Raw genomic sequence first — 15,809 nt, 5'->3', positions numbered from 1 at the left:
TAACAAAATTAGTAGAAGTGGATTATGATTTTAGTTGAGAGAAACGACAAAGAGGAGTTTTTTATGATGTATAATAGAGAGAATCAAGCCACTCAGATTTCGGAAGATGAAATATTAACCCTTTGTAAACGTGAGAAAGACTTTAATAAGCATGCTAAAATGATTCTTTTTAAAAAGGGTCAAACCATTTTTACTGAATCAAATCCAGATGGAAAAGTATATTTTCTAGTTGCCGGAACAATGATGTTAAACCTTAGTTTTGAAGAGATGGAACAACAAGAATTAACATTGAAATTTTTAACTGAAAGTGCTTTTTTTGCCCCAGATGCACTTATGCAATTCGACTCAACAACTCAAGTAAATATCAAGTCTTTGACAAGTGGGGCATGTTGGGAAATTAATCATTCTTTCTTAACTCGCATTTTAGCACGTGCTGGAATTGATTCGCGCTTTTTTTTAAATCAGAAGGAGCGACTTTTGCAGATGGCGATGGAGCATTTAGTCAAAAATACTTTGTCTAAAGAAGAAAGAATTCGTGCTTGTATTGCTCAAATTGGACTAGAACTTGGCAGAGAAGATGAACAAGGTCAAATTATTTTGCCTTCAGAGATTACTCAACCCATTTTAGCAAAGTATTCGACTGCAACACGTGAGTTTGTTGCGCTAACACTTGGCCGACTTGTGCAAGATGATATTTTACACGTTCGACCGAAGCCATGGATTATAAAAGATATTAATCGTCTTTAAAAAATGCACTTTCTCTTTCTATGCTTTAAAATAGAGGGAGGAGGTGCTTTTCTATGAAAATACGTTTAGTACAAGGTGACATTACAGAACAGACGACCGATGCAATTGTAAATGCCGCAAACAACACACTCCTTGGCGGTGGCGGCGTAGATGGTGCCATACATCAAGCAGCAGGCCCCGAATTGCTTTCGGCTTGTAAGAAGATTGCGCAAAAAATTGGAAGCTGTACAACGGGTGAGGCAGTCATTACCGAAGGATTCCAATTGCCGGCAAAATACGTTATTCATACAGTTGGACCTATTTGGCAGGGTGGAGATAAACGCGAGCCGAATTTATTAGCTTCTTGCTACTGGAAATCGCTTGATATCGCGGCATATAAAGAGCTAAAAAGTATTGCGTTTCCCAATATCTCAACGGGTATTTATCAATTCCCGAAAGAACTGGCTGCTGAAGTTGCAATAGATACAGTTTCCGAATGGCTATCTGCAGAACCTGAAACGTCCTTAGAGGAAATTTGTTTTGTATGTTTTGATGTAGAAAATTATCAATTATATGATATTAAGTTACGAGAAAAAGGTTTATTAAAATAAAAAAATGGAATTCTTAGGGAACTTTCATATTATTCACAGCAGAATTTAGGGAAATCTGGATAATATATAGTCATAAGCTAACAACAAACAAAACATTTTCATTTCCCCAAAATGAAAATCCCAAAACTCCCTTTTTTGACCAACGTGGTTTCCTCCCTTTTTCCACGTTGGTTTTTTTGTGCGTAAAAGTAATGAATTTAGGGAATAGAAGGAAGAGTAAATCTAGGTGAAAGAAGGATGGGACATGGAGCGACAAGAAAAAATACAAATCTTGAAAGACATTGTAAGCATTGATTCTACGAATGGAAACGAAGAGGCTGTGGCAGACTATTTAGCTGCGGTTTTGAGTCGCCATGGGATTCAATCTCAAAAAGTGATGTTTGCTGAAAAGCGAGCGAATTTAATAAGTCGTATTGGGAACCCAAATGGTCGCGTATTAGGTTTCTCGGGTCACATGGATGTGGTTGATGCGGGGAACTTGGCGGATTGGGACACGCCCCCTTTTGAAGGAACTGAACGAAATGATCAGCTATACGGTCGCGGGGCAACGGATATGAAATCTGGGCTGGCGGCGCTTATTATTGCGATGATTGAACTTGCCGAAGAGAAGATTTCGTTAGACGGAGAAATCAAATTGCTTGCGACTGTTGGTGAGGAAGTAGGGGAGCTAGGCGCTAAGCAGCTTACTGACGAAGGGTATGCTGATAATTTAGATGGTTTAATTATCGGTGAGCCGAGCGGGCATAATATTGTCTATGCGCACAAAGGATCGATGAATTATAAGATTGTTTCTTTTGGAAAAAATGCGCATAGTTCGACACCTGAATTTGGAATTAACGCAATTGACAATTTGATGCTTTGTTATCGTGCAATAGAAAGTTATGTTCACTCTATACAGAAGGAAAATGCAATTTTAGGAAAATTTATCCATAATGTCACCATTATTGAAGGCGGTAATCAAGTGAATAGCATTCCTGAGCAAGCATACATGCAAGGGAATATCCGAACTATTCCAGAAGTTAGCAATGAGGAAGTGAAGCAAAAATTTGCTGAAATTGTAGAACAGTTAAATGGACAAGAGCAAGTTCAATTGGAATTAAAGTGGGATTATGATAAGCAACCCGTGTTTAGTGAAGCCGACTCCGAACTCGTTCAAGTCGCGCAAGATGTGGCGCAAGAGCTTATCGGAAAGAAAATGCCGCTTCTTGGGATTTCAGGAACGACAGATGCTGCGGAATTCACAAAATCAAAAAAAGAATTTGCGACAATTATTTTTGGACCAGGCAACGAAACGCCGCATCAAGTGAATGAATATGTCAGCATCGCGAATTATTTGGAAATGATTGATGTGTATAAACAAATTGCGATTCGCTTCCTGAATGAAAAGAAATAAATCATTTTCTTAGTGAATTTTCATTTTTTTCACAGTGGATTTTAGGGATTTCTCGGTAATATATAGTCATAAGCTAACAACAAACATTTTCATTTTCCCCTTTTAAATGAAAATCCCAAAACTCCCTTTTTTGACCAGTGTGGTTCCTCCCTTTTCCACACTGGTTTTTTTATGGATTGAAAAAGTATATTTACAAGAAAGAATCAGTCTGCAATAATAAGTTTGGAAAAACCACTTGATTTAGCCACCAAGAGATGACAAAATATAACAGCTTTACCGGGAAACGTGTTTTTCTTAACAAACTTTCATTTTTTTCACAGTAGATTTTAGTAGAGTGCAGTTAAAATATAACCATAAGCTAACAACAAATGATTTTCATTTCCCCCAAATGAAAATTCCAAAACTCCCTTTTTAACCAACGTGGTTCCCTCCCTTTTCCACGTTGGTTTTTTTATGTCGACTTTGAAAACTTGAATTTCATGTGAATATGGAAGGGCGTGTTCTGGCTAAAGGCTCTGTTTATGATGTGCAGTTTCAGTTAATTTGGGGAATTCGTTCTAGCATGGCTACTGTTGTGTCAATCTTCGCGAAAGCCACCCACAACGATATGCAAATTACAAAAAGAAGCACCTAATTACAGCGTATAATGTACAGAAACACTCAAATTACCCTATTTGGGTGTTTTTTTCATGCCTAAATTGCAGGTCAAAATGGAATTTTGCGTTTGGTGAGCGATTATTCATTTTGCGCGTTTTGTGGTACACTTTTAAATAGACTAAATTCGGAAAAGGAGGCGTATATGGTGCTCAAACAGGCAGAAGAGATTTTACAAAAGAGCTTTGGTTATGCGTCATTTCGTTCGGGGCAAAAAGAAGCGATTCGGCAGCTTTTAAATCGGCAAGACACGCTTGCGATTATGCCGACGGGCGGCGGGAAATCGCTATGTTATCAAATTCCGGCACTTGTTTTTGAGGGGCTTACAATTGTGGTGTCGCCACTTATTTCGCTCATGAAAGATCAGGTCGATGCGCTTCATGCAGCGGGAATTTCGGCGACGTTTATTAATAGCACATTATCCATTCGAGAAGTGAATGAAAGACTTAATTTGGCGCGGACAGGGAACCTCAAAATGCTGTATATTGCACCCGAACGACTAGACACGCCACAATTTCAAAGCCTTTTAGATGAAACGGAAATTTCGCTTTTTGCAATTGATGAGGCGCACTGTATTTCACAGTGGGGACACGATTTTCGGCCAAGCTATTTGAAGCTGTGCGATTATTTGAATGATATGGCTGTAAGGCCGCTGATTGTCGCTTTGACGGCTACAGCAACGCCAGACGTTTCAAAGGATATTTGCAAATTGCTCGGCATTCAAAATGAGCATGTTATCAAAACGGGATTTTCTAGAGATAATTTAGCTTTTCAAGTCGTAAAAGGGCAAGACAAGGATAAGTATTTGCTCGATTATTTGGCACAAAATAATACCGAATCGGGCATTGTATATGCGGCTACGCGTAAGGAAGTCGAACGGATTGCGGAGTTTTTGAATAAAAACGGGGTTTCGTCCGGAAAATATCACGGGGGCATGAATGATACGGAGCGCGACGAAACACAAACTGCTTTCCTTTTTGACGAAAAAAGAGTGATTGTAGCAACAAATGCATTCGGCATGGGCATCAATAAATCGAATGTGCGCTTTGTTTTGCATTACAACATTCCGCGCAACATGGAGGCGTACTATCAGGAAGCAGGACGTGCGGGACGTGACGGTGTGCCGAGTGACTGTATTTTACTGTTTTCGCCGCAGGATACGCATATTCAGCAGTTTTTGATTGAGCAATCGGAGCTCCCGGATGAACGGAAAGAGAACGAATACCGCAAGCTGCGACAAATGTCGGGTTACGGATACACAGAGATTTGTTTGCAAAAATATATCGTTCAGTATTTCGGTGAGGACGAGGAAAACTGCGGGAAATGTAGTAATTGTTTAGATACACGTGAGGAAAAAGATATTACGATTCAAGCACAGCAAGTATTTTCTTGTGTGAAACGTATGGGCGAGCGATTCGGAAAGGTGCTTGTGGCCAAAGTTTTAACCGGATCGAATGACCAAAAAGTGAAGCAATGGCGTTTTGATCAGCTTAGTACGCACGGTTTAATGAAAGGCATGTCACAAAAAGACGTTTTGCAACTCATCGACTATTTGACAGCGGAAAAATATTTACAACCGGCAGACGGACAATTTCCTTCGCTTTATTTGACGGAAAAAGCCGTTCAAGTGCTGAAATCGGAACTAATTGTGATGCGAAAAGAAGCGAAACAGGCGACGCGTGTTGTTCTTGATGTGGACCAAACGCTATTCGAATTGTTACGTGAGAAACGACGAGAGCTTTCCGTACGCGACAAGGTCCCACCATACATTATCTTTTCGGATGAAACGCTGCGTGAAATGTGTCAATTTATGCCGCAAAATGAAGCGGATATGCTGAAAATTAAAGGTGTTGGAGCGGTGAAGATGGAAAAATATGGCTTTGAATTTTTAACGCTTTTACAAAATGAACAAACTGGAGTGAATGTAGAATGACAAAAACAGTAGTGCTAGCTGAAAAGCCTTCAGTTGGTAAAGATATTGGTCGCGTTTTAAATGCGCGCGGAAATGGCAAGAACGGCTTTTTAGAAGGCGACAAATATATTGTGACGTGGGCTCTTGGGCACCTCATTACGCTGGCGGATCCTGAGATGTACGACGCGAAATTTAAGAGTTGGGATATGGCAGATCTCCCAATTTTACCCGAAAAAATGAAGTTAGTACCAATTAAAGAAACACGCCGTCAATACGAAACGGTGAAGAAACTTTTGCTTAGAAAGGATGTTTCGGAGGTTGTCATTGCGACGGATGCGGGACGCGAAGGCGAACTAGTTGCGCGCTGGGTGCTTGATTATGCGAAAGTGCGCAAACCTGTTAAGCGCCTGTGGATTTCGTCTGTGACGGACAAGGCAATTCGGGAAGGCTTCAAAAATTTAAAGCCCGGAAAGAACTATGAAAACCTATATCATTCGGCAGTTGCCCGTTCGGTTGCGGACTGGGTTGTTGGGATTAATGCAACACGCGCATTGACGACGAAATTTAACGCGCAGCTGTCTTGTGGTCGGGTTCAAACGCCTACGCTCGCAATGATTGCCGCTCGTGAGGAAGAAATTCAAAAATTTAAGCCAAGAGAACACTATACGCTCGAAGCCGTTACAGAAAATGGGACTTTTACTTGGAAAGAGGGGCAAGTTTTTGATAAGGAGCGAATTGAAACGCTTCTGAAAAAATTGCGTGGTGCTGATTTGCATGTGACGAGTGTCGATGTGAAAGAGAAAAAGAGTTTTTCGCCGGGGCTGTATGATTTAACAGAACTGCAACGTGATGCGAACCAGCGCTATGATTTCTCTGCGAAAGAAACATTAAACTTAATGCAAAATTTATATGAGCGTCATAAAGTGCTGACTTATCCACGTACAGATTCGCGCTATCTTTCTGATGATATCGTACCTACTTTGAAAGAGCGTCTTGAAGGTTGCGGTGTCGGCGAATATGCGAAATTTGCGCGCAGCATTATCCAAAAAGGAATAAAAGCGAATAAATCTTTTGTTGATAACCGCAAAGTTAGTGACCACCATGCGATTATTCCGACTGAAGAAACTGTGTCACTTGGCGATTTATCGGACAAAGAACGGAAAATTTATGACCTAGTTGTAACGCGCTTTCTAGCCGTACTTTCCGAGCCTTATGTGTACGAGGAAACGAGCGTAGAAGCTAAGATGGAAGATGTCGCCTTTTCTTTAAAAGGAAAAGTAGTTAAATCACTTGGCTGGAAGGCGATAGCTGGGCGGAACGATGAAGCTGATACGGTAACCAAAATGAAAGTCGGCGATAAAATTCCTGTCAGACAGGTTCAAATTCGTTCTGGAAAAACCAAACCGCCAGCAAGATTCAATGAAGCCACACTGCTTTCGGCAATGGAAAATCCAAGCAAGTATATGGCGACTTCCGATAAGAGTTTAGCAAAAACGCTTGGTGAAACGGGGGGGCTTGGCACAGTAGCAACACGCGCAGACATCATTGAAAAACTTTTCAACAGCTTTTCTTTGGAAAAACACGGGAAAGAAATTCAAATTACATCAAAAGGACGCCAATTGCTGGACTTAGTTCCGTCTGATTTGAAATCCCCAGAATTAACGGCTGTTTGGGAGCAAAAGCTATCGCAAATTGCATCTGGAAAACTGAACGAACAAAAATTCACGAGCGAAATGCGCGACTATGCTAAAAAAGCCGTTTTAGAAATCAAGCAAAACGATCGCAAATTTAAGCATGATAATGTCACCTCGCAAAAATGCCCAGACTGCGGTAAGTTAATGCTGAAGGTCAAAGGTAAGCGCGGCACAATGCTAGTTTGCCAAGACCGAGAATGCGGGCACCGCGAATCCCTATCGCGTGCAACCAATGCGCGCTGCCCCAATTGCCATAAAAAACTAGAGCTAAAAGGGCAAGGAGATAAACAAATTTTTGTTTGTGGTACGTGTGGCTATCGTGAAAAACTGAGTGCCTTTAATGATCGTCGTGGCAAAGAAAAAAATAAAAATGTTTCTAAAAAAGATGTTGCGAAATATATGAAACAGCAGAATAAACAAGAAGATGAGCCATTTAACAATCCTATGGCAGAGGCTTTAGCTAAATTGAAGTTAGATAAGTAGTTGAAGGAATCGAATGTTTCACGTGGAACATTCGATTTTGCTAGTTATAATAAAGAGGTTGTCTGATAATCAAACGCAATTTCTTGAGGATTTAATTAAGAGGTATAAAGGAGCTGAAGCAGATGAAACAATTTTATGATGAGAGCCACTCTTCAGGTGAGGAATGCAGTCGTACGCTTTGGTACGGGCACTTTTCAAGCATAGAGGAAGAGGGACTAGAAGAAACAATTTGTAGACTCATTGCAGAAGACTTAAAGAAGAAAACGGAGCCAATCCCAACAGCCACACACTGGGTATTTTATCGTGAAGACATTCAAAAAGATGCTTTGGAGGAACAAATACGTTCTTCGATTATGATTTGCTTACGTGATAATCAATATATAGTTCATTATAATATGTCTGATTTTGAGTTTGTCTTGTTTTATGACGCCATTACAAATTGGGTTAAAGAGTTGGAAGTTAGGTTAAATAAGATTTGAATGGCAAAACCGCCTTTTTGTGATTAATTTTACATTCTTTGCTTAAATTGTTAAAATAAAGTAGACGAATTTATCATGGAAAGGAATGTATATGTTAATAGAAGTTATTATGGCGTCTCTGACCAACGTTTTCATTGTGATTACTGGTTGCTACATCATCAATAAGATAATTCCAAATGAAAAAAAGTTGAGTCTTACTTGGAAAACACGTTGTTATATTGTTATGGCGGCTTCTGTGACGAACTTTGCTTTGATGTTTTTCGCGATTAAGTTACCAAGTGGTATTCAAGTTGATTTACGTTTTATTGTTTTTATGCTATTAGCGTATTATATTGGCGCTTCCCCTGCGCTCCTTGCCGCCCTGGTTGCTTGTGGCATTCGTATTTTTATTGGTGGAGGACTAAACGAAGCTACGCTATTTGGGGTGTTTTGCACGTTAACCGTGGCACTCCCGCTTATTTTTATTGCGGTGAAGCTTAGGAAAAGCAAATTGCACCAAATCCAGTCCTTTCTCCTTTTAAACACAATAGGGGTGACGATTTATACGGCTACGTTGTTTCTTTATTACGGATATCAGCCATTTGTGTTTTTTATTGGCGGGAATATCTTCGTAGTTTCATTCGTAGCGCTATTTAGCATTAATTTTATTATCAATGATATGCTCACGACGCGACGCTTACTCCGCGAAGAGGTTGAGTACGCGTATGTGGACTTTTTAACGGGGCTGTACAATGTGAGAGCTTTCAGCAGCCGTACAAAAGAGCTTGCGAAGAACCCGAAAATTCAGGAGCTCGCCATTTTTATTATGGACATTGATTTTTTTAAGAAAGTTAACGATACGTATGGGCACGCATCTGGTGACCGCGTACTCCAATCAATTGCTCAAACGATGAAAACGAAAGTGGAGATGCCTGAAAATCTCTTCCGAGTCGGCGGGGAAGAATTTTGCTACCTACTGCCAAACGCGCCTAGTGAAAAAGCCCATGAAATAGGTGAAGAAATTCGATTAGCTATTCAAGAGCATCCTATTATACTTAGCTCAAGCGAAACAATTCGAACAACGATTTCAATCGGTATCGCATCGGGTGGAAAAAGTAGAAAGCAACTTAATAAGCTTTATCAATATGCAGATAAAGCGCTCTATGAGGCTAAACATACGGGGAGAAACAAAGTAGTTTTATGTAATAGTGAAGACATGCAAGACGCGGTTGCTGGATAAGTAACTGGAATCGGGAAAATTCTTATGTTTAAAAGAATAAGTGTCGAAAAATTGTCACAAATAATCATACAATGGTATGATATAGTGAATAAGTAAACAGATTTATAAAAAAGGAGACTATCTATGAAGAGAAAAGCTTATCGAAATTCACCAGCTTTTGTATTGTTGGCTTGGGGATCATTTGTTACATTTTTAGCATTGATGGTAATTGGGTTAATTACGTTAAAAGAACCGTTAATGGTAAAAGGATATTACTTGATGGGAGCTGTTGGTTTAATTTCATCTGCCTTCACAGTTGCAAAAGTAGTACGGGATAATCAAGAAGACGAAGAGCGTTACAATCAGATGTTCCGTGCAATTGATCAAAGTGCTGAACGAGAAAGTCAAAATTAGTTTACGTTGAAACAAACCAGAAGGAGAATTTCTGGTTTGTTTTTTTTGTATGATAGGTCCAAAATGTAGTTATTTGTCTTTGAAAATTGACAAAAAAGTGAAAATAGGTTTTTTGATTCGATTTATATAAAGATAAAGGTTGTCACTTATTTTTAAATATGTGTATATTGTAAATACAAATTTATCGTTAGATAATTTGTAAAATTTAAAAAATTCAACAAAAAGGGGTTTGATTGAATGAAAAATAAAAAAATCGGCAAAAAAAAGATGAGAATCATTGCTGTTTTGACTCTTGTGACAGGCTTAATCATTTCGCCTATTATCAAAGGAAAGCTAGATATGCAAGTAGATGCGGATACGGCAGTAAGTCATTCAAACGTTCAAAATGATGCAGCAGTTAATACGCTTCAAAATGGTGATTTTGAGAATCCATCTTTTAACAGTGCGGAAAACTGGAACTGGTTTGACGCATCGCTTGTACCAGGGTGGCAAACAACAGCTAGCGACAATCAAATTGAGTTATTGAAGACAGGTTTTATTGATACGATTATTCAGCAAACTTTTCATGCACAAAGTGGCACGCAATGGGCCGAACTAAATGCACATGAGAATTCAGCGCTTTATCAAGATATTTCAACAACACCAGGGACAAAAATTCGTTGGCAAGTCTATCACATGGGTAGACAAAAGGCAGATATTGCTATTGCTGAATTTGGTGCGCCTGGTGGGGCACTAATTGAACAAGTAAGAATGACTGATGGGAATAGTGGCTGGGGAGAATATAAAGGTAGCTATACAATTCCTGAGGGCCAAACAACAACGCGCTTTCAATTTCGTGCGGTCAGTAATACGGGTGAGTTTACGAGTAGAGGAAACTATTTAGATAACGTCCAGTTTACAACGCCGTCTGAACTTCAAGTGAAGGGTCAATTTTCTTTGGATAGTATAAAAATTGGTCAGAGTGCGGATTATCAATTGGAAGCTAAAAATATAGGTGGGATGACAGCTGTTAACAATCAATTTTCTGTTCGGATTCCGAATGAGTTATCCTACACAACTGGAAGATTAACGTCCGCGAATACGAGGGTTAGTCAGGAAAGTTATAATGAAGCGACGCGCACGCTTACTTTTAAAACAGATAGTATTGCAAAAAATGCTACTGTGAATGTAACCATTCCGTTAACTGGGAGCAGTGAAACATCTGCTGCGAGCCCTGATACAGCAGCAACCTATAGTGATGAAAACTTTGAGGAAGAAAGTTACAATGCAGACGCAGTTGATGATGCGATTGCGGTGAGAACCGATGAACGACCTGTCCTCACGGGGGAAGCGGAAACGGTTATACAACTGAATGCTCTGTTTGACCCAATGAGTACAATTCGTGCGACGGATAAAGAGGACGGGGATATTACAGCTCGTGTTCGTGTAACGAGCAATTCGGTTGATACGAGTAAATCAGGCAGATACGCAGCAAGCTATGAAGTTACAGACAGTGACGGGAATAAAGCGACTTTTAACCGCACGATTATTGTAAAAGATATTCCAGCGATAACGGGTGAGCGCGAAACACGCTTAAACCCGAATGTGGAATTTGATCCGATGAGCACGATTCGAGCGGCTGACAAAGAGGACGGAGATATAACGAGTCGTGTTGTTGTAACGAACAACCCTGTTGATACGAGTAAATCTGATACATATGAAGTAAGCTACGAGGTCGCGGATAGTGATGGAAATAAAGCGACTTTCATTCGTACCGTTATTGTGACAGCAGCCCCAGTAATAACAGGGGAGATGGAAACGCGCTTAAATCCGAATGCGGAATTTGATCCAATGAGTACAATCGGGGCATCGGATAAAGAAGACGGGGAAGTGATGAGTCAAGTTGAGATTACAAGTAATAATGTTGATACGAGCAAACCAGACACGTATCAAGTTAGCTACGAGGTGACGGATAGTGACGGGAATAAAGCTGTATTTACCCGCACGGTTTTGGTTACAGAAATGCCGCTAATAACTGGGGAAGCTAAAACGCGTTTAAATCCAAATGCGAAATTTGATCCAATGAGTACGATAAACGCGACGGATGAAGAAGATGGAGACATTACAAGTCAAGTTGAGATTACAAGCAACAACGTCGATACGAGTAAATCAGATACGTATGAAGTAAGCTACGAAGTGACGGATAGCGATGGAAATAAAGCGTTCTTTATACGTACAGTAATTGTCACTGAGGCGCCGGTTATAACGGGGCAGGAGACGATAACTTTAAAACAAGGTGAGTTGTTTGACCCGTTTGTCTATCTAACAGCGCAAGATAAAGAGGACGGCAACTTGACAGCTAAGATTGAAATTATTTCGAATAACGTAAATACAAATTACCCAGATACGTACCAAGTTTTTTATAAAGTAACGGATTCGGACGGGAATGTGGCGGAATTTACTCGCGAAGTCATTGTACAAGCGGAACTTTTGAAATTATCTGAGCCAACTAAAACACTTCCGAAATCGGGAGATACTGCATCGACCAAAACGGTAGTGCTAGGGTTTATCTTATTGACACTCGGAATGCTTCTTCTATGGCGAAAAAAGAAGAAGGAAAATAAGGAAAGCGTTAAAGTATCTAAATAGAAGTAAATCATTACAATGGGGGTTTCCTGCAAATTAGGAAGCCTCTTTTTTGACTTCTCTTCCAATTTACGAAAAAATAAGGTGGAGAGGTGGTTTTAAAATGGAATCGAGACGGATTGTTTTAGAACGAAATGTAGCTATGGAAACACGTGACGGGGTTACACTTATGGCGGATATTTATCGCCCAGAAAAAGGCACTTACCCGGTTTTACTAACGCGGCTACCTTATAGCAAGGAGTACGGTTTGAACTTTATGCGGGCGGAAATTTTGGCGGAGGCGGGCTACGTGGTTATTGTGCAAGATGTGCGTGGTCGTTATTCTTCTTCTGGAAAATTTGTGCCATATGTGGCGGAGGAAAGTGACGGGTTTGACACGATTAAATGGGCTGCTAACCTGCCATATGCAAACGGCGTGGTGGGCATGTTTGGCCTATCTTACTATGGTTATACGCAAATGCTTGCTGCGATTAGCGGAGCACCTGAACTAAAAGCGATTGCACCTGTGATGGCGCAAAATAGTATGACAGACGTGTTTAATGACCATAACGGTGCGCTCGAACTCGGCATGTGGGAAACATGGAATTTGGAGTCGATGCTTCCAAATATGATTGCACGGGAAGAGTCATCAAAACGGAGTGAGCGTCTGCAAGATGTATTGCGTGACTTAGACGACATTGATTCTTGGTATGACTTTAAGCCGTATGTGGAGTGGCCACCAATTGTGCGAACGGGTGCGATGAATTATTTTTCGGAATTGCTCTCACTTCGGCCAGATGATGCGCACTGGCGCGGGATTACGGTGCGGGATCATTATGCGCGTGTGAATGTGCCGGGGCTACATATTGCGGGCTGGTACGACTGCTTTTTGGATAAAACGATTGCGAATTTTAAAAATGGGCATGAACGTGGTTTGGGGGATAAACTGATTATTGGGCCATGGACGCATGCGAATTTCACACAGTACATTGGAAATCGGGATTTTGGGTCGGCGGCGAATAAATTTAGCGGGCCGAGTATGCATAAATTGCATCTTGCGTGGTTTGATCATCATTTGAAGGGCAGAGATGAGGCGCCGCGTCCAGCGGTTGAATATTTTGCGATGGGGGCGAATGAATGGCGGTCGGCGAAAAATTGGCCGCTTGAGAATACGCACTTCACGCCGTTTTATTTGGCAAGCGAAGGGTCGGCGAACACGCGAAATGGCTACGGCAGGCTGCACACAAAGCTTCCGGAGGGGAATCAAACGCAAGATTTTTACACGTATAATCCTGAAAATCCGGTGCCATCGAATGGCGGTGGTACGCTCCACAAGGGGCTTCAAGTTGATGGACCGAAAGATCAGGCGGCGCTTGAACTTCGCGAAGATGTTTTGTGCTACACGTCCGCTCCGGTGGAGGAGCCACTTGAAGTGACAGGGCCGATTGTTGTGGAATTGTATGCGAAAACGGATGCGGTGAACACCGATTTTACGGCCAAACTGGTGGACGTTGCGCCAGACGGAACGGCATTCAATTTGACCGATGGAATCATTCGTGCGTCCAGTGTGCATCAAAATGACGTCGCAAACCACATTTTAAAATATACGATTGATCTATGGGCAGTTAGTAATGTGTTTCTTCCAGGGCATCAGATTCGCGTGGAAATTTCCTCAAGCAACTTCCCGCGTTTTGATCCGAATCCAAACACTGGTGGAAGCTTTATTGACACGGCGACGAGCATCCCCGCAAACCAAGTTATTTTTCATGATGCGGAACATCCGTCCTGTGTCATTTTGCCGATAATAAAAAAATAGATAAGTCTATAGTTGGTGTACGGTATTCCGTATTCATGGTAAAATAAAATGGTTATGTTTTTAATTTTAGAGAAAACTGGCGCGTGCCAGTGGTTTTATAAAGGAGAAGGTAGAGTGAAGAAATTTACAAAAAAAATCGGCGCTGTTTTAATGGCTGGAATGATTGCAATTAGTGGACTATTTATGAGCCCGAGTTTAGCGCAGGCGGCAGATGCACCAAACGTGAATGCGAGTGCAGCCATTGCGATAGAGGAAAGTACTGGAAAAATCTTATATTCGAAAGATGCCGATAAATTATTAGGTATTGCGTCCATGACGAAAATGATGGATGAATACATTCTCCTTGAGCAAATTCATGATGGAAAAATAAAATGGGACGATAAAGTCACGATTTCAGAGTACGCTCACAAAATTTCACAAGACACGTCATTATCAAACGTGCCACTCCGCCTCGGCGAAGAATACACCGTCCAAGAGTTATATGAGGCGATAGCTATTTATTCCGCAAACGGTGCGGCTATTGCACTCTCGGAAAAAATCGCCGGTTCCGAAGGTAAGTTTGTTGAAATGATGAATAAGAAAGCGAATGAGCTAAAACTTGGCGACCACAAGTTCGTCAATTCTACTGGGTTAAACAATGAAGATCTAAAAGGTATGGAACAAGTTGGGACGAATAAAGATGAAAACCAGATGACCGCGCGTGGCATGGCAAAACTAGCGAAACATCTCGTCGATGACTATCCAGAAGTTCTGAAAACGGCGAGCATTACGAAGAAGGATTTCCGACCGGGAACGTCCGACCGTATCGCAATGACAAACTGGAACTGGCTTCTGCCAGGCCTGATTTACGGCCGCACAGGCGTTGATGGTCTTAAAACGGGTACGACTGATTACGCGGGAATGTGCTTAACTGCAACGGCTGAACAAAATGGTATGCGCGTCATCACAGTCATTCTCCATGCAAATGGCGGAACTGGCGCAGGTCAGCACAACAGTGCGCGCTTTGACGAAACAAACAAAATGCTCGATTATGCTTTCAATAATTTTAAAGTTCAAGAAGTAGCAAAAGCAGGAACTGCAGTGAAAGACCCTAAAACGATTGATGTCGTGAAAGGGAAAGAAGATACAGTTGGCCTTGTAACTGGAGAAAATGCCAATCTCGTTGTCCCCATTTCAACTGGTGATGCCAAATTAGACAACAAAGTAACATTAAAAGAAAAGTCAATTGATGCGCCAGTCAAAAAAGGTACCAACGTAGGAACGATGTCCATTACTCTTAAAGATGGTGATAAGCTAGGCTATGTTGACGGCACAGACGTGTTAACCGTTCCAGTTATCACAAATGCAAATGTCGAAGAAGCAGGCTGGTTCACGCAAAGCATGCATGCAGTCGGCGGTTTCTTCCAAGGTGTAGGAACATACGTATCTGACGGAGTTAAAGGTTGGTTTAACTAAAAAAATTTTAGACCCTAGGCAAAGGATTTGTCTAGGGTTTGCTTTGCAATGAATGTATTTGTTTTAGTTGTAAAATTAGCGATTTCGTGCACAATTCCCTCTTATATTCCTTTGTGTTATACTGAACCATGTAATTATTAGACAACAAAGAGGTGAATGGATATGATTAAAATCCGAATTAGCAAAAACCAATTGCGTACATTCATAAGCGAGTTAAGGGAGACAAGAAGTAAGCACCATACGCAAGCCGAGCTTCGAAAGGCGTTGTCCTCATGAGCCGGATTAGTATTGCCGAAGTACGTGCCTTTCAAGAAGCCTTACAAAAGGCCAATGCCACCATGCGTGCTCGTATTCAAGCGGTACAAGCAAG

Annotated in this window: 11 protein-coding genes; all 11 read left to right on the top strand. The window is 41.1% G+C overall.

Features of this window, described 5'->3' with window-relative positions:
• Window positions 1-24: 24 nt before the first annotated feature.
• The 11 genes from CFS04_RS07665 (at window position 25) to pbpD1 (ending at window position 15,439) form a co-directional block, all read left to right on the top strand.
• Complete coding sequence (locus CFS04_RS07665) at window positions 25-747, top strand: Crp/Fnr family transcriptional regulator (RefSeq protein ID WP_088810058.1); 723 nt, start codon at window positions 25-27, stop codon at window positions 745-747.
• A gap of 53 nt (window positions 748-800) precedes the next feature.
• Entirely contained in the window at window positions 801-1,337 is a 537-nt protein-coding gene (locus CFS04_RS07660) for an O-acetyl-ADP-ribose deacetylase (RefSeq protein ID WP_088810057.1), read from the top strand.
• A gap of 244 nt (window positions 1,338-1,581) precedes the next feature.
• Complete coding sequence (locus CFS04_RS07655) at window positions 1,582-2,730, top strand: ArgE/DapE family deacylase (RefSeq protein WP_088810056.1); 1,149 nt, start codon at window positions 1,582-1,584, stop codon at window positions 2,728-2,730.
• An 802-nt stretch (window positions 2,731-3,532) separates the two neighbouring features.
• Window positions 3,533-5,317, top strand: a complete 1,785-nt coding sequence (recQ, locus tag CFS04_RS07650; RefSeq protein ID WP_088810181.1) for a DNA helicase RecQ — start codon at window positions 3,533-3,535, stop codon at window positions 5,315-5,317.
• Window positions 5,314-7,473 (top strand): DNA topoisomerase III, encoded by a 2,160-nt coding sequence (locus CFS04_RS07645; protein WP_088810055.1) that lies wholly within the window; start codon window positions 5,314-5,316, stop codon window positions 7,471-7,473. Before recQ ends, CFS04_RS07645 begins: the two co-directional genes overlap by 4 nt.
• A 122-nt stretch (window positions 7,474-7,595) precedes the next feature.
• Entirely contained in the window at window positions 7,596-7,952 is a 357-nt protein-coding gene (locus tag CFS04_RS07640; protein ID WP_088810054.1) for a hypothetical protein, read from the top strand.
• A gap of 91 nt (window positions 7,953-8,043) precedes the next feature.
• Window positions 8,044-9,171 carry a GGDEF domain-containing protein gene (locus tag CFS04_RS07635; RefSeq protein ID WP_159457911.1) on the top strand — a complete coding sequence of 376 codons (1,128 nt, stop codon included), beginning with the start codon at window positions 8,044-8,046 and terminating at the stop codon, window positions 9,169-9,171.
• Between the two features lie 123 nt (window positions 9,172-9,294).
• The gene (locus CFS04_RS07630) at window positions 9,295-9,564 is read left to right on the top strand and encodes a YiaA/YiaB family inner membrane protein (RefSeq protein ID WP_088810052.1); all 270 of its coding nucleotides are present in this window, start codon (window positions 9,295-9,297) and stop codon (window positions 9,562-9,564) included.
• A 237-nt stretch (window positions 9,565-9,801) separates the two neighbouring features.
• Window positions 9,802-12,192 carry an immunoglobulin-like domain-containing protein gene (locus CFS04_RS07625; RefSeq protein WP_088810051.1) on the top strand — a complete coding sequence of 797 codons (2,391 nt, stop codon included), beginning with the start codon at window positions 9,802-9,804 and terminating at the stop codon, window positions 12,190-12,192.
• A gap of 100 nt (window positions 12,193-12,292) precedes the next feature.
• On the top strand, window positions 12,293-13,984 hold the full coding sequence (locus CFS04_RS07620; protein ID WP_088810050.1) for a CocE/NonD family hydrolase: 1,692 nt from the start codon (window positions 12,293-12,295) through the stop codon (window positions 13,982-13,984).
• Between the two features lie 114 nt (window positions 13,985-14,098).
• The gene (gene pbpD1 / locus CFS04_RS07615) at window positions 14,099-15,439 is read left to right on the top strand and encodes a D-alanyl-D-alanine carboxypeptidase PBPD1 (protein WP_088810049.1); all 1,341 of its coding nucleotides are present in this window, start codon (window positions 14,099-14,101) and stop codon (window positions 15,437-15,439) included.
• Window positions 15,440-15,809 lie beyond the last annotated feature (370 nt).

The organism is Listeria sp. ILCC796 (assembly GCF_900186175.1).
GTDB lineage: Bacteria > Bacillota > Bacilli > Lactobacillales > Listeriaceae > Listeria > Listeria goaensis.
The sequence above is the reverse complement of the archived record's forward strand: the minus strand, read 5'-3'. Positions and strand labels throughout refer to the sequence as shown.